General features: G+C 64.3%; 18 protein-coding genes and 1 pseudogene. 11 read left to right on the top strand and 8 right to left on the bottom strand.

Going from position 1 to position 18,266, the window contains the following annotated elements; all coding sequences use genetic code 11:
* Window positions 1-144: 144 nt before the first annotated feature.
* Window positions 145-2,340, top strand: a complete 2,196-nt coding sequence (gene uvrB, locus LRA87_RS15355) for an excinuclease ABC subunit UvrB (RefSeq protein ID WP_230632761.1) — start codon at window positions 145-147, stop codon at window positions 2,338-2,340.
* 52 nt (window positions 2,341-2,392) lie between these two features.
* Here uvrB and LRA87_RS15350 read toward each other — a convergent pair whose 3' ends face one another.
* Window positions 2,393-2,773 (bottom strand): PRC-barrel domain-containing protein, encoded by a 381-nt coding sequence (locus LRA87_RS15350; RefSeq protein WP_230632759.1) that lies wholly within the window; start codon window positions 2,771-2,773, stop codon window positions 2,393-2,395.
* A 112-nt stretch (window positions 2,774-2,885) separates the two neighbouring features.
* Here LRA87_RS15350 and LRA87_RS15345 point away from each other — a divergent pair, with 112 nt between their 5' ends.
* Window positions 2,886-3,407 carry a hypothetical protein gene (locus LRA87_RS15345; RefSeq protein WP_230632757.1) on the top strand — a complete coding sequence of 174 codons (522 nt, stop codon included), beginning with the start codon at window positions 2,886-2,888 and terminating at the stop codon, window positions 3,405-3,407.
* 364 nt (window positions 3,408-3,771) lie between these two features.
* Here LRA87_RS15345 and LRA87_RS15340 read toward each other — a convergent pair whose 3' ends face one another.
* Both LRA87_RS15340 and LRA87_RS15335 read right to left on the bottom strand, forming a co-directional pair.
* Window positions 3,772-4,242 (bottom strand): DUF2501 domain-containing protein, encoded by a 471-nt coding sequence (locus LRA87_RS15340; RefSeq protein ID WP_230632755.1) that lies wholly within the window; start codon window positions 4,240-4,242, stop codon window positions 3,772-3,774.
* Between the two features lie 104 nt (window positions 4,243-4,346).
* On the bottom strand, window positions 4,347-5,870 hold the full coding sequence (locus LRA87_RS15335) for a fumarate hydratase (RefSeq protein ID WP_230632753.1): 1,524 nt from the start codon (window positions 5,868-5,870) through the stop codon (window positions 4,347-4,349).
* 151 nt (window positions 5,871-6,021) lie between these two features.
* Between LRA87_RS15335 and LRA87_RS15330 the strand changes: the two genes are divergently transcribed.
* The 4 genes from LRA87_RS15330 to LRA87_RS15315 all read left to right on the top strand — a co-directional run bounded on the left by LRA87_RS15330 (window position 6,022) and on the right by LRA87_RS15315 (window position 12,263).
* Window positions 6,022-8,697 carry an EAL domain-containing protein gene (locus tag LRA87_RS15330; RefSeq protein ID WP_230632752.1) on the top strand — a complete coding sequence of 892 codons (2,676 nt, stop codon included), beginning with the start codon at window positions 6,022-6,024 and terminating at the stop codon, window positions 8,695-8,697.
* 136 nt (window positions 8,698-8,833) lie between these two features.
* The gene (locus tag LRA87_RS15325; RefSeq protein ID WP_230632750.1) at window positions 8,834-9,313 is read left to right on the top strand and encodes a hemerythrin domain-containing protein; all 480 of its coding nucleotides are present in this window, start codon (window positions 8,834-8,836) and stop codon (window positions 9,311-9,313) included.
* Between the two features lie 491 nt (window positions 9,314-9,804).
* Window positions 9,805-11,691, top strand: a complete 1,887-nt coding sequence (locus LRA87_RS15320; RefSeq protein WP_443024899.1) for a ribonucleoside-diphosphate reductase subunit alpha — start codon at window positions 9,805-9,807, stop codon at window positions 11,689-11,691.
* A 179-nt stretch (window positions 11,692-11,870) separates the two neighbouring features.
* The gene (locus LRA87_RS15315) at window positions 11,871-12,263 is read left to right on the top strand and encodes an endonuclease domain-containing protein (RefSeq protein ID WP_230632746.1); all 393 of its coding nucleotides are present in this window, start codon (window positions 11,871-11,873) and stop codon (window positions 12,261-12,263) included.
* Between the two features lie 68 nt (window positions 12,264-12,331).
* On the opposite strand, the gene LRA87_RS15310 is transcribed toward LRA87_RS15315, so the two are convergent.
* Window positions 12,332-12,583 (bottom strand): DUF2171 domain-containing protein, encoded by a 252-nt coding sequence (locus tag LRA87_RS15310; protein ID WP_230632744.1) that lies wholly within the window; start codon window positions 12,581-12,583, stop codon window positions 12,332-12,334.
* Window positions 12,584-12,663: 80 nt separating this feature from the next.
* On the opposite strand from LRA87_RS15310, the gene LRA87_RS15305 reads away from it, so the two are divergent.
* From LRA87_RS15305 to LRA87_RS15290, 5 genes and pseudogenes are all read left to right on the top strand, one after another.
* Complete coding sequence (locus LRA87_RS15305; RefSeq protein WP_230632742.1) at window positions 12,664-12,876, top strand: hypothetical protein; 213 nt, start codon at window positions 12,664-12,666, stop codon at window positions 12,874-12,876.
* Window positions 12,877-12,895: 19 nt separating this feature from the next.
* Window positions 12,896-13,957 carry a ribonucleotide-diphosphate reductase subunit beta gene (locus LRA87_RS15300; protein ID WP_230632740.1) on the top strand — a complete coding sequence of 354 codons (1,062 nt, stop codon included), beginning with the start codon at window positions 12,896-12,898 and terminating at the stop codon, window positions 13,955-13,957.
* A 16-nt stretch (window positions 13,958-13,973) separates the two neighbouring features.
* Window positions 13,974-14,786, top strand: a complete 813-nt coding sequence (locus LRA87_RS15295; protein WP_230632738.1) for a hypothetical protein — start codon at window positions 13,974-13,976, stop codon at window positions 14,784-14,786.
* Window positions 14,783-14,959 (top strand): annotated as a pseudogene (locus LRA87_RS18510) (pentapeptide repeat-containing protein); the annotation flags it as partial. The gene LRA87_RS15295 and the pseudogene LRA87_RS18510, both read left to right, overlap by 4 nt.
* A gap of 219 nt (window positions 14,960-15,178) precedes the next feature.
* Window positions 15,179-15,442, top strand: coding sequence for a hypothetical protein (locus LRA87_RS15290; RefSeq protein WP_230632736.1), 264 nt, complete (start codon window positions 15,179-15,181; stop codon window positions 15,440-15,442).
* 12 nt (window positions 15,443-15,454) lie between these two features.
* Here LRA87_RS15290 and LRA87_RS15285 read toward each other — a convergent pair whose 3' ends face one another.
* The 4 genes from LRA87_RS15285 to LRA87_RS15270 all read right to left on the bottom strand — a co-directional run bounded on the left by LRA87_RS15285 (window position 15,455) and on the right by LRA87_RS15270 (window position 18,208).
* A complete protein-coding gene (locus tag LRA87_RS15285) occupies window positions 15,455-15,892 on the bottom strand; it encodes an ExbD/TolR family protein (protein WP_230632734.1) in 438 nt (145 codons plus the stop codon).
* Window positions 15,893-16,408: 516 nt separating this feature from the next.
* On the bottom strand, window positions 16,409-17,068 hold the full coding sequence (locus LRA87_RS15280) for a thermonuclease family protein (RefSeq protein WP_230632732.1): 660 nt from the start codon (window positions 17,066-17,068) through the stop codon (window positions 16,409-16,411).
* A gap of 54 nt (window positions 17,069-17,122) precedes the next feature.
* Window positions 17,123-17,458, bottom strand: a complete 336-nt coding sequence (locus LRA87_RS15275) for an HNH endonuclease (RefSeq protein ID WP_443024894.1) — start codon at window positions 17,456-17,458, stop codon at window positions 17,123-17,125.
* Window positions 17,459-17,554: 96 nt separating this feature from the next.
* Window positions 17,555-18,208 carry an opacity protein gene (locus LRA87_RS15270; RefSeq protein ID WP_230632730.1) on the bottom strand — a complete coding sequence of 218 codons (654 nt, stop codon included), beginning with the start codon at window positions 18,206-18,208 and terminating at the stop codon, window positions 17,555-17,557.
* Between the last annotated feature and the right edge of the window lie 58 nt (window positions 18,209-18,266).

The raw sequence follows: 18,266 nt of genomic DNA, 5'->3' as shown, positions 1-18,266 counted from the left end.
GAAGGGATCGCATTATGAACCCCGCGCGCCACGGTCAACCAAAGCAAAGCTTTCCCGCCCTCCAGCGCTCCTGCGCACGCAGCAGCACACTGGTGTTCACGGTCTGTTGCCTCCACCCGCGCGCGCACCCATATTCATCATCGTATGGCCATCCAGATCCGCACCAGCCTCGCCGAACCTGAAACCGGCGAGAACTTTGTCCCCCACCGCCCCGCCCGCCCCGCGAAGGTGGAGGGCGGCCGCCCGTTCAAGCTGGTGAGCGAGTACAGCCCATCGGGCGACCAGCCGACGGCCATCGCCGAACTGACCGCGACGGCGCGCGCCGGCGAAAAGGATCAGGTGCTGCTCGGCGTCACCGGATCGGGCAAGACCTTCACCATGGCCAAGGTGATCGAGGAGCTTCAGCGCCCGGCGCTGATCCTCGCCCCCAACAAGATCCTCGCGGCGCAGCTCTACGGCGAGTTCAAGAGCTTCTTCCCCGAGAATGCCGTCGAATATTTCGTCAGCTATTACGATTACTACCAGCCCGAGGCCTACGTGCCGCGGTCGGACACCTACATCGAGAAGGAATCCTCGACCAACGAATCGATCGACCGGATGCGCCATTCGGCGACGCGGTCGCTGTTGGAACGCGACGATTGCATTATCGTCGCCTCGGTGTCCTGCCTGTACGGTATCGGCTCGGTCGAAACCTATTCGGCGATGATCTTCGACCTCAAGAAAGGCACCGCCGTCGATCAGCGCGAGATCGTACGCAAGCTGGTCGCCCTCCAATACAAGCGCAACGACGCTGCCTTCGCTCGCGGCAACTTTCGCGTGAAGGGTGACACGCTCGAAATCTTCCCGTCTCACTACGAAGACAGCGCGTGGCGGATCAGTTTCTTCGGCGACGATATCGAGGATATCACCGAATTCGATCCCCTCACCGGCAAGAAGGTCGCGAGCCTCAACAGCGTCCGCGTCTACGCCAACAGCCATTACGTCACGCCCGGCCCGACGCTCAAGCAGGCCGGCGACGCGATCAAGCACGAACTCGCCGAACGCCTCAAGGAATTGGTCGCCGAGGGTAAACTCCTCGAAGCCCAGCGCCTCGAACAGCGCACCAACTTCGACCTCGAGATGATCGCCGCCACCGGATCGTGCGCAGGCATCGAGAATTACAGCCGCTTCCTCACCGGCCGCCTCCCCGGCGAACCGCCCCCCACCTTGTTCGAATACCTTCCCGAAAACGCAGTGCTGTTCGTCGACGAAAGCCACCAGACCGTGCCGCAGATCGGCGCGATGGCGCGCGGCGATCACCGTCGCAAGATCACGCTCGCCGAATACGGCTTTCGCCTGCCGTCGTGCATCGACAACCGCCCGCTGCGCTTCAACGAATGGGACGCGATGCGCCCGCAGACAGTCAGCGTCTCGGCGACGCCGGGCAATTGGGAGATGGAGCAGACCGGCGGCGTCTTCGCCGAACAGGTCATCCGCCCCACCGGCCTGATCGACCCGCCCGTCGAGATCAAGCCGGTCGAGGAACAGGTGCAGGACCTGATCCAGGAATGTCACAAGACCACGGCGCTCGGCTATCGCACTTTGGTGACGACGCTCACCAAGCGCATGTCCGAAGACCTTACCGAATATATGCACGAAGCGGGCATCAAGGTCCGCTACATGCACAGCGACGTCGAGACGCTGGAACGTATCGAGCTGATCCGCGACCTGCGCCTCGGCGTGTACGACGTGCTCATCGGCATCAACCTGCTGCGCGAGGGATTGGACATTCCCGAATGCGGGCTGGTCGCGATCCTCGACGCCGACAAGGAAGGCTTCCTGCGTTCCGAAACCTCGCTGATCCAGACGATCGGCCGCGCCGCACGCAACGTCGACGGCCGCGTCATCCTCTACGCCGACCGGATCACCGGCAGCATGGAGCGGGCGATGAACGAAACCGCCCGCCGCCGTGAAAAGCAGGAGGAATACAACACCCTCCACGGCATCACGCCGACGACGATCAAGCGCAACATCGGCGACATCATCGCCCACGTCAGCCAGGGCGATCAGGTCACCATCCCGATCGACGAGGACCGCCCGCACATGGTCGGCCACAATTTGCGCGCCTATATCGAGGACCTCGAAAAGAAGATGCGCAAGGCGGCATCCGACCTCGAATTCGAGGAAGCCGGCCGCCTCCGCGACGAAATCCGCCAGCTGGAAAACGAGGAACTCGGCCTCCCCGTCGACGAACAGAAAGCACCGATCATGGGCCGCAGCAACGAAGGCAAACCCGGCACCCGCAAGACCCGCTACGGCAAGGAACAGAAGATGCGGATGGGCGGACGCCGCGGACGGTAGATACAGCGATCCTGTCATCCTCCCGGCGAGGACGACGGGATCGCTGCGTCGCTTACCCCGTCGTCAGGTTCGCCGCGCTCACCCCGTAATAGCTCGCCACGCGATCGGCATAGGCTTGGTCGAACACCGGCGCGTTGTTCGACCAGCTCGGCCCACCTTCCAATATGCGGCGGTCGATCGTCACCACGTACAGGTCGCGCACCGGGTCGAATTGCAGCAGCTCGAAGGGCAACGGATAGAAGCTCTTGCCCATGCCCAGAAACCCGCCCAGGCTAAGCACCGCATGCGTCGATCGGCCCGTGCCCTTGTGCACCATCAGCGCATAGACCGATCCCACCTGATCCCCGTCCCGGCTCTCGACCTTCAGCGAGTGGGCGATATTCGACTGGACGAGCAACTGGGTGGCGGCGGCGGTCTGGGTGTCGGTCGACATCGGATGCTCCTGATTGTTACGCCGGTGAACCGCCCGGCAGCCACGCCGGTTCCCTGATCCGCCGCACCATCGCGGGTTGAGGGCGACGCACCCTTCGCCCATAAGCCATGCGATGCGCCGTTCCCTTGCCCTGATCCCGATCCTTGCCGTGGCAGCCTGTGTCCCGCAGGCCGCTCCGCCGCCGCCCGCGCCCGCACCGGTGACGGTTGCCCCGCCGCCACCGCCGCCGGTCGTCAACGCCGGAAGCGACTGGCGGGACTGGCCGCTCACGCCCGGCACGTGGACGTATCGCCGCGACGATCGCGGCAGCATCGCGCTGTTCGGTGTCACAGGCAGCGACGCCCGGCTGACGCTTCGCTGCGACACGGCCGCGCGCCAGGTCTATCTGTCGGTCGCCGGCGCCGTGGCGACCCCGCTGACCGTCCGCACCACCAGCGTCACCCGTGCCGTCCCCGTCCGCCCGACCGGCGGCACCCCCGTCTACGTCGCCGCCGCGTTGCTGCCGAACGACGGACTGCTCGACGCGATGGGGTTCAGTCGCGGGCGCTTCGTCATCCAGCAGGCGGGCGGATCGACGCTGGTCGTTCCCACCTGGGCGGAGATCGAACGGGTGACCGAGGATTGCCGCGGCTGAGGCTGAGACTGCGGCGGCGGGGCAGGATCGTCCTGCAAAATGTCGTGCATTACAAGTCTTGCATCCACACGCGGGTATGCGCACATTGCCGGTGTGGCCGGGATACCGGTCACATGGCTAACACAAGCGAAAGGAGGTGATCCGATGTCTCATGGTTCAGCAAGGGGGTCGGTTCAGTTCGTTCGGGGGACTCGCTTCTAGAATCCGCTTGATGTCTGCCGGGGGGTATCCTCCCCCAATCAACGGCATGACGAGGGTTGTAGAGGCCTCATGGTCTCCCGGGCTGGAGCTCTCCGGCCGCTGACCATGTTTGGGGGGTGTCGGGTCGCCGGGAGGCGCCCGGCACCCTCTTCTCATTTTACGGTCAGAGGAACGTCCGCGCCCGGTTCAGCACCAGGTTGCACACCTGTCCCTTCACCTGTCCACGCAGCGTATCGAGCGACAGCGACGATCCCGCCGGCGTCTGCACCTGCCCAGCCTGTCCAGCCTCATATCCGGGCAAGGTCCGCACATCCTTCTTGCCGGTCAACCGGCCGAGCACGCCGGCCGCACCCGTTCCATTACCGGTCGCAGCGAGCAGCCTGTTCTTGACGCAATAGCTCAGCAATCCCGCAGCATTGCCCGCGCCGATCGACCCGATCTGCGGCAATCCGCCGCCCAGCAAGCTTCCCGCCTGCCCCAGCAACCCGCCGCCACGCGGCGCCGATGCCGTGGCGCCTGCAGCCGGCGTCGGGCTGGTGCCGGTCTGTGCAATGGCGACAGCGGGCGCGATCAGCAGCGCGGCTGCGAGGAACGTCTTCATGGCGGGGTCCGATCCGTCGGGAATGATCCGCATCAACCGCTCCACCGCCAACGCGTTCCCGTCATGCCGGCCGTCGCTGCGATGTCGGCGCGTCTGCCGCTCCCCGGGAAGCGAACGTGGATGCGCCGACGCCCCGCTCACGCCGGCGTCAGCAACCCCTCGCGCGCGATCTTGTCCCGCCAGACGAGCGGGGCGAGCTGGTGGACGTTCTTGCCCTCGCTATCCACCGCGACGGTCACCGGGAAATCGCTGACCTCGAATTCGTAGATCGCCTCCATCCCCAGATCCTCGAACCCGACGACCTTGCTGCCTTTGATGGCGCGGGCGACCAGATAGGCAGCGCCGCCGACCGCCATCAGATACGCCGACTTGCCCTCCGCGATCGCCTTGGTCGCATCGGGTCCGCGCTCGGCCTTGCCGACCATCGCCAGCAGGCCCTGGTCCAGCATCATGCGGGTGAACTTGTCCATCCGCGTGGCGGTGGTCGGACCCGCCGGCCCGACGACCTCTTCGCCGACCGGATCGACCGGCCCGACATAATAGATGACACGTCCCGCGAAATCGACCGGCAAGGCCTCGCCCTTCGCCAGCATGTCGGCGATCCGCTTGTGCGCCGCATCGCGCCCGGTCAGCATCTTGCCGTTGAGCAGCAGCCGGTCGCCATGCTGCCACGTCGCCACCACGTCGGGCGTCAGCGTGTCGAGGTCGACGCGGATCGCCGCCTTGTCGGGCGTCCAGTTCACCTGCGGCCATTCGCTCAGCTTCGGCGCCTCCAGATACACCGGGCCGGTCCCGTCGAGCGTGAAATGCGCATGCCGGGTCGCGGCGCAATTGGGGATCATCGCGACAGGCTTCGACGCCGCATGCGTCGGCCAGTCGAGGATCTTGACGTCGAGCACCGTCGACAGCCCGCCCAGCCCCTGCGCGCCGATGCCGAGCGCATTCACCTTGTCCATCAACTCGATACGCAGCGCCTCGATATCGTTCCGCGGCCCGCGCGCCTTCAACTGGCCCATGTCGATCGCGCCCATCAGCGATTCCTTGGCGAGCAGCATCGCCTTTTCCGCCGTCCCGCCGATACCGATGCCGAGCATGCCCGGCGGGCACCAGCCCGCGCCCATCTGCGGGATCATCTCCAGCACCCAGTCGACGATCGAATCGCTGGGGTTCATCATCTTGAACTTCGACTTGTTCTCCGACCCGCCGCCCTTCGCGGCGACTTCCACCGACACCTTCGATCCCGGCACCATCTCGACGTGCAGGACGCTCGGCGTATTGTCCTTCGTATTGCGGCGGGTGAAGGCGGGATCGGCCAGAATCGACGCGCGCAGCTTGTTCTCGGGGTGCAGGTAGGCACGGCGTACGCCCTCGTCGATCACCTGTTGCAGGCTGTCATCGCCGTCCAGCCGGCAGTCCTGTCCCCATTTGACGAAGACGGTGACGATGCCGGTGTCCTGGCAGATCGGTCGATGCCCCTCGGCGCACATCCGGCTGTTGGTCAGGATCTGCGCGATCGCGTCCTTCGCCGCCGGGCTCTGCTCCGCCTCATACGCCTCGCCGAGCGCGCGGATGTAATCCATCGGGTGGTAGTAACTGATGAATTGCAACGCGTCGGCGACGCTCTCGATCAGGTCGGCGGGGCGGATGGTCACGGTCGGCACGGGCAAGGCTCCTTCGCCGCCGCCTTTAGAACCAGCCTGCGCCGTCGCCAAGCGGCCGGCATCCGACCGTTTCACACCTTATCTCGCATTCCGTCGAAAATGTCGGGGATCGCAAAGCTTTCTCAACCATCACCGGCGTAGCAACGGATATATGCCGAAATCGGTCTCACGCTCCCTACCGGACACGGGTCTGTCCCCGGCCGCGATCCTGCGCCTGCTCGCCTTGCGCGACGATCACGACGATCCCGATGCACAGGCGCATGCCTTGCGCTTGTTCAGCGTCGCGGCGATCTGGCCGTTCGCGCTCGTGGCACAGTCGGTGGCCTGCGCCGTGCTGCTCGGCGCCGCGCTCGCGCAGTCGCACGCGCTGGCGATCGCCGAACTCGGCGGCACCATCGCCCTCGCCTTGCTCGTCGCCTGTGCCGCTTATGCCGTGCTCATGACGCCATGGTCCCGCGAATGGGCCCCGCACATCCGCACCCGCTGCCTCGCGCTCGCGGCCAGCGGCACCGCGGCTGCGCTGTCGTCGCTGCTCTGGGCCTCGACGAAGCTGCCGATGGGACCGGTCCAGCTCGGATGCTTCGTCGCCGTTGCCGGCGCGATCGGCATCACCACGATCGCCTTGCACCCCGTCCGGGCCGCGACTCTGGGCTTCGGCACCGGACTGGTGCTCATGCTGCCGATACTGTCGGAACGGCTCCTGCCCTCGACGGTCGCCTTCGTCTTCCTCATCTGTCTGGGCATCGCCACGATCCGCCTCGCACGTCTCGATGCGCGTGCGGCGCACGCCCGTGCCGCCGAGGCGAGCGAAGGCCGGCTCGCCGCCAAGATGATCGCCGAATTCGAAGGACATGGTACCGGCTGGTTCTGGGAGTCCGATCGCCAGGGCCGCCTGACCTATCTGTCGGACAAGGTCGCCGCCGATCTGCGCAGCGACGGCGACGAACCCGTCAGCCGCATGCTGACCGATGTCTTTCGCATGGACAGCGCGGCGCCCGGCACCGAACGGACGCTCGCCTTCCATCTGTCGTCGCGCACCTCCTTCTCCGATTATACGGTCTGTGCCGCCGGCCGTCGGATCGAGAATGCGGAGACCGACCGGTGGTGGTCGATATCCGGCCGCCCCGTCGTCGACGATCTCGGCCGGTTCCAGGGTTTCATCGGATCGGGCAGCGACCTGACCGAAAAGCGCAAGTCGGATGCCGAGATCACGCGCCTCGCGCTGTTCGACGGCCTGACCGGGCTCGCCAATCGCCAGCGCATGCGGCACAGCCTCGACAAGACGCTGCTCCAGCAGCGGGTCGGCCCGTTCCGGCCGACGTCGCTGTTCCTGATGGACCTCGACCGGTTCAAGGCGGTCAACGACACATTGGGTCATCAGGCCGGCGATGCGTTGCTCAAACAGGTCGCACAGCGACTGGAACGCGTGGTCGCCGATGCCTGCGTGGTCGGTGGTCTGGTCGGACGCCTCGGCGGCGACGAATTCCAGGTGCTGCTGCCCGGCATTGATAATCGCGATTCGCTGGCGACGCTGGCGAAGGAGCTGATCGGCTCGCTGTCGCAGCCCTATTTCATCGCCGGCGCATCGGTCACGATCGGCTGTTCGATCGGCATCGCCATCGCGCCGCAACATGGCGAGGACGCCGAGGAGCTGATCCGCAACGCCGATCTCGCGCTCTACGCCGCCAAGGCGGACGGACGGGGCGTGCACCGCTTCTATTCCGACGAGATGCTGGCAGGCGCCAAGAGCCGCAAGGCGCTGGAAGACGACATGCGCGACGCGCTTGGCACCGGCGGTTTCCATCTCGCCTATCAGCCCGTCGTGTCGACCCTGTCGACCGAGATCGTCGGCTATGAAGCGCTGCTCCGCTGGAATCATCCGACCCGCGGCGCGATCTCTCCCGCCGATTTCATCCCGGTCGCCGAGGAATGCGGGCTGATCGAGGCATTGGGCGAATGGGTGATGCGCACCGCCTGCGACGAGGCGATACGCTGGCCGCGCGAGGTTCGCGTCGCGGTGAACGTCTCGCCGATCCAGTTCGCCAATCCCGCCTTCCCGACCCTGGTCACCTCCGCGCTCGCCCACAGCGGACTGCCGCCGCACCGGCTCGAACTCGAGATTACCGAGGGCGTCTTCCTCGACGAATCGGGTTCGACCGATGCGATGTTCAAGGCGCTGAAGGCGATCGGCGTCCGCCTCGCACTCGACGATTTCGGCACCGGCTATTCCAGCCTCGGCTACCTGCGCAACGCCCCGTTCGACAAGATCAAGATCGACCAGAGCTTCGTGCGCGGTGCTGCGCAGCCGGGCAACCGCAACGCCGCGATCATCCGTGCGATCGTCACGCTGGCCGATACGCTGGGCATGGAAACCACGGCCGAGGGCGTCGAGATCCAGGACGAGATCGATCTGGTCCGCGACCTGGGGTGCAGCCACATTCAGGGCTATGTCTACGGCCGCGGTGTCGTCGCGGACGAGGTGATGGTGCAACTGGGTGGCGCCGCGCAGGCCGCGCCCGTCGGCCACAAGACGAGCCGTGCGCCGCGGACCAAGATGTTGCGCTCCGCCCGCATGGCGATCGGCCGCAACGAAGGCGACGTGCGCATCCGCAACATCTCGACCAGCGGCGCGATGATCGACGGTATTGCCGTCGACGGCCACGCCGTCGGCCTCGATGTCCTGATCGAACTGGTCGAGGATCAGATGTTCAGCGCCCGGATCGCCTGGGCGAAGGACGGCAAGGCGGGGTTGCAGTTCGTCGAACCGTTCAACCTCGACCGGCTGAACCATCCGCAACTCGGCCGGGTGCAGCGGCGCGCGGTCTGACCGGCGAACGCATCTGCCTCGCGGGGGCACGACAAATCCGCCGAACGCCCGGGCGTCCCGTCATTCGCCGATTGCAAAACCGTTACGCCCGCGCCACCTGCGTGCCCCGACGTCGCGTTCATCCAGGATGTATCTCATGGTCGATCGACCCGAAAGCGATGGCATCGACCCTCGCCGCACCTCATGGGGCCGGCTGGTGGGCGATCACGATCGCATCGCCCGTCAATGCGGTGCTCTCGTCGCGCTCACCCGGCGCGACGATCGTCCGGCAGAGGATGTGACCGTCGCCCTGCTCGAATTGACGGTGTCGGTGGCGGATCATCTGGGCGTCGAGGATCAGGTGATCGACATGACCACCGTCGCGATCCGCGGCGGCACCTCGCCGGATCATGCCGCGGCGATGGCCGACGAGCTGGAGGCGCTGAAGAGCGACTGGACCGCCTTCATCGTTCGCTGGAACCCGACGGCGGTCGTCGCGCAGTGGGATGCGTTCGCTGAAGATGCCGCGGCGATGCTTCCCCGCCTGGTGGCGCAGGTCAAGCGCGAGAACGAGCTGCTCTACACCGCGGCGCTGCGTCATGGCGTCATCGACGCCGGCCACGCCACCCGCCACTGATCCCGGACGGGCAGTCGCAAACACGCGCCGGCGCAACCCGTCGATATCGCGTCGAAAACGGTCACGACGGCACCGTTGGCCGTCGATCGGTGCCGGTCCGACGACACCATCAAAAAATTTTCGTTCGCCCGCTGTTCTCTTGCGCTTTGCGAAACCCGCGGAAGTCCACGCGTCGTTCGTATCGACCCGTCGCGAGAAGCCGGACAGCGATGGAACGGCATCGTCGCTGCATCATTAACCCCTTGCCTGCCGGGCCGCTTTGCCACAATTTGTGGGGGTTGAGTTCGGGGGCGGACCCAATTGCTGGTAGAGAGCGGCGCTGATGCCCATATCGGGTTTCGGTGACGAACACGACGCGGCGACGCGATGTGCTCATTTTGTTCTCACGGCCGGGCCGCTACGGTGATAGCATGGAAATGCGCCGCCGATTCGAACACTTAGAGAACGAAGGAGCGGTTTCGATGGACTTCAGGGACACGCAGGGTGATGCAATGACCGACACGATGGAAGCGACCGCCGAGACGACCACCAGCGCCGCGACGGAAGCCGTCGGCACCGGCAGCAAGGCCGTGCGCGCGCGTCCCTACCCCGTCGAGGTCGACCACAGCCGCGACGCGCTGCTCACCGATTTCGGCAAGGAAACGCTGAACGATCGCTACCTGCTCCCCGGCGAAGGCTATCAGGACCTCTTCGTCCGCGTCGCCTCGGCCTATGCCGACGATGCCGCGCACGCCCAGCGCCTGTACGATTACATCTCGAAGCTGTGGTTCATGCCCGCGACGCCCGTGCTGTCGAACGGCGGCACCGGTCGCGGCCTGCCGATCAGCTGCTACCTCAACTCGGTCCCCGACAGCCTCAACGGCATCGTCGACACCTGGAACGAGAACGTCTGGCTCGCCTCGCGCGGCGGCGGCATCGGCACCTATTGGGGCAACGTCCGCGGCATCGGCGAACCCGTCGGCCTCAACGGCAAGACCAGCGGCATCATCCCGTTCGTCCGCGTGATGGACAGCCTCACCCTCGCGATCAGCCAGGGCAGCCTGCGCCGCGGTTCCGCCGCCTGCTACCTCGACATCAGCCATCCGGAGATCGAGGAGTTCCTCGAAATCCGCAAGCCCAGCGGCGACTTCAACCGCAAGGCGCTCAACCTCCACCACGGCGTGCTCATCACCGACGCCTTCATGGAAGCGGTGCGCAACGGCGAGGAATGGCATCTGCGCAGCCCCAAGGATCAGGCGATCCGCCAGACGGTCGACGCGCGCTCGCTGTTCCAGAAGCTGGTCGAGACCCGCCTCCAGACCGGCGAACCGTACATCGTCTTCGCCGACCACGTGAATTCGAATATGCCCAAGCATCACCGCGAGCTGGGCCTCAAGGTCTCGACCTCGAACCTGTGCAGCGAGATCACGCTGCCGACCGGCGTCGACCACCTCGGCAACGATCGCACCGCGGTCTGCTGCCTGTCGTCGCTCAACCTCGAAACGTGGGACCAGTGGAAGGACGAGAAGGGCTTCGTCGAGGACGTGATGCGCTTCCTCGACAACGTCCTGCAGGATTACATCGACCGCCACGAACCCGGTATGGAGCGCGCCGCCTATAGCGCCGGCCGCGAGCGCTCGGTCGGCCTCGGCGTGATGGGCTTCCACTCGTTCCTCCAGGCGCGCGGCCTCCCGTTCGAGGGCGCGATGGCCAAGTCGTGGAACCTGCGCATGTTCAAGCACATCAAGAGCCAGGCCGACGAAGCCTCGATGCAGCTCGCGATCGAACGCGGCCCCTGCCCCGACGCCGCCGACACCGGCGCGATGGAGCGGTTCAGCTGCAAGATGGCGATCGCGCCCACTGCCTCGATCAGCATCATCTGCGGCGGCACCAGCGCGTGCATCGAGCCGATCCCGGCCAACATCTACACCCACAAGACGCTGTCGGGCAGCTTCTCGGTCAAGAACCCCTATCTCGAAAAGCTGCTCAACGAGAAATCGAAGAACAGCGAAGCGGTGTGGTCCTCGATCCTCGAACACGGCGGCTCGGTCCAGCACCTCGACTTCCTCTCCACGGAAGAAAAGGACTGCTACAAGACCAGCTTCGAAATCGACCAGCGCTGGCTCCTCGAACTCGCCGGCGACCGGACGCCGTACATCGACCAGGCGCAGTCGCTGAACCTGTTCATCCCCGCCGACGTCGAGAAGTGGGACCTCCTGATGCTCCACTTCCGCGCGTGGGAGCTGGGCATCAAGTCGCTTTATTACCTGCGTTCCAAGTCGGTCCAGCGCGCCGGTTTCGCCGGCTCGGGCGGGGTCGAGGCGGACAACACGATCAGCGCACCGAAGTTCGAGATCGGCGAGACGACCGACTATGACGAATGCCTCGCGTGCCAGTGAGGTGACGGGTCGGCGGTGCGTCTGACAACGGACGAGCAGGGTACATGACGCTTCCCCCTCACCCTTCCGCGCCTGCGGCGCTCCCTCCCTCTCCCACAAGGGGAGAGGGAAAAGCGGACCAAAATCCCTCTCCCCTCGTGGGAGAGGGAAGGGGCCCGCGGCCGCAGGCCGTGGGAAGGGTGAGGGGGAATGCGAACGGCCTGACCAAACGCCAGCAACTCCCGCCGCTGACCGTCACCAAATCAAGAACGCTCCGCCAGGAAACCGGTGAACCCGAACGACGCCTGTGGCGCGCGCTCCGCGAAGCCTTTCCCGACACCCGCTTTCGCCGCCAGGTCCCGTTCGGCCCCTATCATGCAGACTTCTGCGCCCATGCCCACCACCTGATCGTCGAAGTCGACGGCGACGACCACGCCACCAAGATCAAGCAAGACGCCGCCCGCACCCGCTTCCTCGCTACCGAAGGCTACCACGTGATCCGCTTCGCCAATGCCGATGTGATGGATACCATCGACGGCGTCGTGCAGGCGATCGCCGCAGCCATCGCGCATAAGCAAAAGGGCCGCCCATAATGGACAGCCCCCTCATGCGTTCGTCGGAACGGACCACCCTCTCCCACAAGGGGAGAGGGATCAGCGGATCACTCCGCCTCTTCGAACATGTCCACGGCGTTCTGCGCGGTGGCGCTCAGCCGCACCGTGTCGCCCTCGATCGCCGCGACCAGACCGGCCGGCAGGTAATGATGCTTGCCGCCCTGCCCGTCCTCGGTGCTCGGCGAATCGTTCTTGGTCAGCTTGATGCGCTCGCCGTCGACGTGATCGACCGTGCCGACATGCACGCCGTCCGCGCCGATGACGGCCATATGTTCCTTGATGTTGCTGTGGTCGTGCATGATGCGTCTCCTGTGATGGGTTCGGGGGTGAAACGAGCCGCCCCGCATTTGGATGCATCCCCGACAGGAGCGATCCACTGATGCCCCTGCAAAGCCTCATCATGTTCATCGTCGCCGCGGTCTTCGGCCTCGTCGGCACCGGCCTGCTGCTCGCCCTCCGCAAGCCGCAAGCCCCGGCCCGCGTCTACGTCTACCGCATGGTCGGCATCATGGCCGTCAGCCTCGCCATCGTCCTCGCCTTCTCCGCCCACGCCATGTGGCAGTGGAGCGTCACCCCTTCCCCCGTTTCCTGAAATCCACCGGAGTAACCCCATGTCCCTCCTCCAAGCCTCCAAGCAGTACAAGCCGTTCGAATACCCCTGGGCGTTCGAATTCTGGAAGCGTCAGCAACAGCTCCACTGGCTCCCCGAAGAGGTGCCGCTGGGCGAGGATTGCCGCGACTGGGCGCAGAAGCTCAGCGACCACGAACGCAACCTCCTCACCCAGATCTTCCGCTTCTTCACCCAGGCGGACGTCGAGGTGCAGGATTGCTACCACGAGAAATACGGCCGCGTGTTCAAGCCGACCGAGATCAAGATGATGCTGACCGCGTTCAGCAACATGGAGACGGTGCACATCGCCGCCTACAGCCATCTGCTCGACACCATCGGCATGCCCGAGAGCGAATATGGCGCCTTCCTCGAATATGCCGAGATGAAGGAGAAGCATGACTACATGGGCAGCTTCGGCGTCGACAATGACGAGGACATCGCCCGCACGCTCGCCATGTTCGGCGGCTTCACCGAAGGCGTGCAGCTGTTCGCCAGCTTCGCGATGCTGATGAACTTCCCGCGCTTCAACAAGATGAAGGGCATGGGCCAGATCGTCACCTGGTCGATCCGCGACGAGTCCCTCCATTGCGAGGGCATCATCAAGATGTTCCACACCTTCTGTCAGGAGCGCCAGTGCCTGACCAAGGCGGTGAAGGACGACATCGCCGACGTCTGCCAGACCACGATCCGGCTCGAGGACAATTTCATCGACCTCGCGTTCGAAATGGGTCCGGTCAACGGCATGACGCCCAAGGAGATCAAGAAGTACATCCGCTACATCGCCGACTGGCGGATGGGCCAGTTGGGCCTCAAGCCGATCTACATGATCGATGAACACCCGCTGCCTTGGTTGGCCCCGATGCTCAACGGCGTCGAGCACGCCAACTTCTTCGAACAGCGCGCCACCGAATATTCGAAGGCCGCGACCAAGGGCCAGTGGAACGACGTCTGGGATTCGTTCGACAAGCGCCAGAAGGCGAAGATCATCCGCCCGACCGAGCAGGACCTGGGACTGCTGGACAGCGGCGATATGTTCTCGCGTGCTGGCGTGGCGGCGGAGTAATTTTGGGGAGTGTGCTATGAAAAATAGTAAGCGTGTTCTTGATGAACTACTATCTGTTGAAGCGTGGCATACTCCCTTCGGTCAGTTCGGTGGAGCCGCTTCTATCCATGCTGACGTAGTGTTTCGTGACGCACGGATGGGCCAAGAAGCGGAATCGAAAGTTCGCTTTCGCGTGCGTTTACGTCGCGCGGAAATCGTTTTAGTGATCCCATCCGGCGAACCGTTGCGAATGATCCAAGACAGCGTTGCTAGAGATAATCCATTTTCTAGCACTAAGGTTATCGATCGGATTGATTCAACATCTTCTGGTTCATCGAGTGTAGCCGGTAGAATTTCACTTTCCGGCAAAGGAGTGAATGCCGGTGCGTCAATTTCTGGAAACCGGAACCAGTCGGAGAGCGCGAAGCAGACTGTGGAATCGACGCTCCGTTTGATACTATCGACCCAAGGTCGAACCTCCGAAGGAGATTATAGTTGGCAGTTAAGGCCATCAAGCGGTGACAAACTCGAAGGGAAGGTTTGGGACGCCGTCAACGAACCGCGAGGCCGGGTTCGCGATACAAGAAAATCACAGTCTGCAATAGAAGGCACTTGTAGGATTGAGGTAAGGTGTAAAAAAGAAGATATACTAATTGAAGATCTTTCTCTTAAAGACGAAAGCCTTTTAACTAGGCTTATCAAGGATAATGGATATCTCACTCGGGTAGCAGCCGCCGAGTCATACATCAGATCTAAGATCCAATCCCTGGGACTTTCTACTAAAAACTACGAAGATCCTTTTGGAGACATTTGCCTTGGCGAAGCTCAAGTTGAGCCTCTTACTCAATGACATCTCATTGGTCGAATATAATTGTTACTATTCTCAATAGTAGGACGGTCGATCTCCGTCAGTTAGCTGAGATAGCTGGATATGATCCCGAAAATTTTTATGTTGGATCCGACCTATCAAAAGCGGATTTGAGAGGACAAGATCTTCGAGATATTAATTTTCACGGTGCAAACCTGCGCGGCTCGCTGATCGATAGCCACACTAAATTTAACGAGGAATGGGATCCGCGCCTTGATTGGAAAAAGACTCGGAGAAAGAGGCATACTTTACTACCTCACGACCTTATAAAATTGGTAACGATCTTTCAACGAGCGTCAAACTACTCATCACCAGGCTGGGCAATTAGAGGGCTGCTTTCATACACATCCCACGCGTTAAATAATGAGTCTTTGATGGATTACTGGGCATCAAAGATAATGGAAGATAAAGTATTTGATCCGTTGTTTTATGCAGCAACAAAAAAGAGGGAGCAGTACGTTCTTACGGTGAAAGATGATCTATATAACAGCCTTCTCCAATATACAGTGGGGCTGAAGACCAGAAGTGCCGCGATGATTTTGGGTATTTTAATGGGCCTTGCGATATGGGCTGAGCAAAACCCAAACCGCGCCATCCAATTCAAAGTGTCAGAGCCAGACTGGCTAGATCAATTCTAGTCTGTTTTACTCTCACTCCACCATCCCCTCATTCCCCGCAAACCCCAGCCGCGTGATCCCCGCGCGCTTCACCTCGGCCAGTACCTGATCGAAGCGATCATAGCGCGCCTCCGGATCGGTGCGCATCACCAGCAGCGCGGCAGGGTCCGCGCGCAACGCCTTGAACCGCGCCGGCATCGCCGCATCCGCCAGCGCCACGCCGTCCAGCGTCACCTCCCCGCCGCGCGCCAGCACCAGCGGGTGCGTCACCGTCTCGCTCGGCGGCGCGTAGCCCTGCGGCAGGTCGACCGCCACCTTGTGCAGCACCGTCGGCAGCGTCAGGATCATCATCACCAGCAACACCAGCATCACGTCGATCAGCGGCGTGATGTTCAGCTCCGATAGCGGCTCCTCGAACGCCGGCGATCCGGCGAAACTGCGGGAGGGGGAGAAGGCACGCTGGCGTAGCATCGGAACTCTCCTTGGCTATGTGATGGTATGACATCACGATCCCGTCCCGCCGTCAAGCGCGCGTCATCCCGTCCCCGGATCCGGCGGCAATGTGGTCCGCCTATCCTGCCGCCGCCATGCTCCCTCGCCGCGCCCCTCCCGCAGCCGCTGGACCGCATTGCTCCGCGTCGGCGGTCCGGTGGCTGGCCTGTGACAGCGCCGGCACACCCTCACACGACGGCAGTCCGGCAAGCCCCGCCGCCACCACGATCCCGACGCCAGCGGCGGCGCCGCCGACATCACCGATCTAACCGCGCTCGCCTGTGTCATCGGCCGACAGGATCGCTCGACGGAAAACGCTATGGCAAACCACCGGACTTCCCCGACCCCTGTCCTGTAGCCCGGACCTATGCCCGGACCGGAAGGGCGCACATCATCCCGATCCCGCCGACGGCGCGACACGGACGATCGGGCCGACGTCCAGACGGGTCGCCGCACGCGAAACGCTCGACGTCCCCGACGTCACACCGCCGCGTCTCAGGCCCAGCCGCACCATCCGCGCCGATGGCCGCCGTCGTACCGCCGCGCCAGTCCTTCCCCGACCAGCCGCTCGCCCAGCGACACGCCGTCGCGCATCACCACCGCCAGCCGCCGGCCATAACGGTCGTGCGGGCGCTTGTACGGCGCGATCGTCACCGGTCCGGCGTTGAGCAATTCCTGCATCCGCACCGTCGCCCGCTCGCCCAGCCGCGCCTCCCGCGCGCACCGCGGCGGGTGCGTCTCCGGCGTGTCGATATCGGCAATGCGGATCGTCTCGCCGGCGAATTTGAAGGTGTCGCCGTCCACCACGCAATCGCCATCATGCCCGCGGCGACAGCGACCGAATTGTGCAGTGACGGCCTCGCCCGCCGTGGTCGCACGCGTCGGCGTCGGCATGGACAGTCCATCCGGCAACGGCGGCAGGTCGATGGCGCCCGCCGGCCACGTCACCCGGCCCGGATGCGGCAGCTCCACGGTCATCCCGGCAGGCAGCAGGGCGTGCCAGTCGGTCCCGCGCAACGACGGCATCGCCAGCCCCAGCATCACCCCCAGCAGGGCGATCCGCAGCTGCGCCCACCGCCCGGCACCCTGCCGCCGCCGCCCGCGACTCGACGCGCCGCCGCTGATCGCGCGTGCAAAATCAAACACATACTCCATGAGTCGGGCATGGACATAAAAAGCTGAAGGATCGATTACCGACCCGCATCGTCCTCACCGCCGTCGACGCACCGGTGCGGAAAAATCGGCGGGCTTGTCCGCGATCCAGGCCGCGAACCGCGCGATACCGGGATGCGCCCGCAGCACCGCCGGGTCGGCATAGGTGCGCGCCAGCTCCGCATTGGGGATCAGCGCATGGACGGTCCGGTGACAGATCGGGTGGACCGCAGCGGTGATCCGTCCGCCCTCCGCCTTCGGCACCAGATGATGCCACTCGACTTTGCACCCCAATGGCCGCTCGCATATCGGACACGGCGGCATCGCGACCTCGCGCGCCGCCCGCTCCGCCGCCTCGATCAGCCCCGCCCTGCGCTTCACCCGTCCGACCATGACGGGGAATATAGGTGCTGCGACAGGCGCTTGCATGGAAAAGGGCGGGCCTGCCGAAGCAGACCCGCCCTCGCCTGTTGCCCTGACGGGAAACGCTTAGAAGTGCGCGACCACACCCGCCATCGGACGGAAGCTGTTCGCGTCGTCGAAGGTCGAGACCTCCATGCGCAGGCGCAGGCCCGAATTGCCGGTGATGCCGCCCAGACCGATGTCCTTCGGACCGATCTCGGCACCGACGCCATAGACCGTCGCATGGTAATCGCGGTTCAGGTCGCCGGCGACGCCCGGAGCGAACTTGTCGAAGTTGTTCCAGCGATAACCGACCTTGCCGTAGAACAGGCCGCTGTCACCGGCGCGGAAGCCGAAGCGACCGTATGCGCCATACTGCCAGTCGATATCGCCCGACACGCCCTTGGCGACCGAACCCTCGGCACCGACGAACACCGGCCCCAGCGGCACGTTCACGCCGACGATGCCCTCGACCAGCGCGCCGTCCAGCTTGTAGCCGCGCGGCTGCGCGGGGATACCGGCGACTGCCTCGCGATCGAACTGCTCCCAGCCGCCCATCACGGCGACATACGGCTCGATGCCGAACGCGCGGGTGCCATCGGGGGCACGCGGCGCGGTGTCGACCTGCGCATCGGTGGCGACCGTGGTGTCGGTCGTGCTGGTGGCCGACATGTCCTGCGCGAACGCGGGGACGGCAAAGGACGCTGCCGCAACGGCGGCCGCGAGGGCGAGCTTACGCATGTGTGATTACCTTGTATTGCCTCAACTCGGGCCGCGACGCCGCAGCGTCGATCAACCC

This window comes from Sphingomonas sp. Leaf37 (genome assembly GCF_920939475.1).
GTDB lineage: Bacteria > Pseudomonadota > Alphaproteobacteria > Sphingomonadales > Sphingomonadaceae > Sphingomonas.
The sequence above is the reverse complement of the archived record's forward strand: the minus strand, read 5'-3'. Positions and strand labels throughout refer to the sequence as shown.

Excerpts from the sequence above, each read along its gene's own strand:
- uvrB (WP_230632761.1), top strand. The coding sequence starts at position 145 with ATGGCCATCCAGATCCGCACCAGCCTCGCCGAACCTGAAACCGGCGAG.
- LRA87_RS15350 (WP_230632759.1), bottom strand. The coding sequence starts at position 2,773 with ATGTCGACCGACACCCAGACCGCCGCCGCCACCCAGTTGCTCGTCCAG.
- LRA87_RS15345 (WP_230632757.1), top strand. The coding sequence starts at position 2,886 with ATGCGCCGTTCCCTTGCCCTGATCCCGATCCTTGCCGTGGCAGCCTGT.
- LRA87_RS15340 (WP_230632755.1), bottom strand. The coding sequence starts at position 4,242 with ATGCGGATCATTCCCGACGGATCGGACCCCGCCATGAAGACGTTCCTC.
- LRA87_RS15330 (WP_230632752.1), top strand. The coding sequence starts at position 6,022 with ATGCCGAAATCGGTCTCACGCTCCCTACCGGACACGGGTCTGTCCCCG.
- LRA87_RS15325 (WP_230632750.1), top strand. The coding sequence starts at position 8,834 with ATGGTCGATCGACCCGAAAGCGATGGCATCGACCCTCGCCGCACCTCA.
- LRA87_RS15320 (WP_443024899.1), top strand. The coding sequence starts at position 9,805 with ATGACCGACACGATGGAAGCGACCGCCGAGACGACCACCAGCGCCGCG.
- LRA87_RS15310 (WP_230632744.1), bottom strand. The coding sequence starts at position 12,583 with ATGCACGACCACAGCAACATCAAGGAACATATGGCCGTCATCGGCGCG.
- LRA87_RS15305 (WP_230632742.1), top strand. The coding sequence starts at position 12,664 with ATGCCCCTGCAAAGCCTCATCATGTTCATCGTCGCCGCGGTCTTCGGC.
- LRA87_RS15300 (WP_230632740.1), top strand. The coding sequence starts at position 12,896 with ATGTCCCTCCTCCAAGCCTCCAAGCAGTACAAGCCGTTCGAATACCCC.
- LRA87_RS15295 (WP_230632738.1), top strand. The coding sequence starts at position 13,974 with ATGAAAAATAGTAAGCGTGTTCTTGATGAACTACTATCTGTTGAAGCG.
- LRA87_RS15290 (WP_230632736.1), top strand. The coding sequence starts at position 15,179 with ATGGATTACTGGGCATCAAAGATAATGGAAGATAAAGTATTTGATCCG.
- LRA87_RS15285 (WP_230632734.1), bottom strand. The coding sequence starts at position 15,892 with ATGCTACGCCAGCGTGCCTTCTCCCCCTCCCGCAGTTTCGCCGGATCG.
- LRA87_RS15280 (WP_230632732.1), bottom strand. The coding sequence starts at position 17,068 with ATGGAGTATGTGTTTGATTTTGCACGCGCGATCAGCGGCGGCGCGTCG.
- LRA87_RS15275 (WP_443024894.1), bottom strand. The coding sequence starts at position 17,458 with ATGGTCGGACGGGTGAAGCGCAGGGCGGGGCTGATCGAGGCGGCGGAG.
- LRA87_RS15270 (WP_230632730.1), bottom strand. The coding sequence starts at position 18,208 with ATGCGTAAGCTCGCCCTCGCGGCCGCCGTTGCGGCAGCGTCCTTTGCC.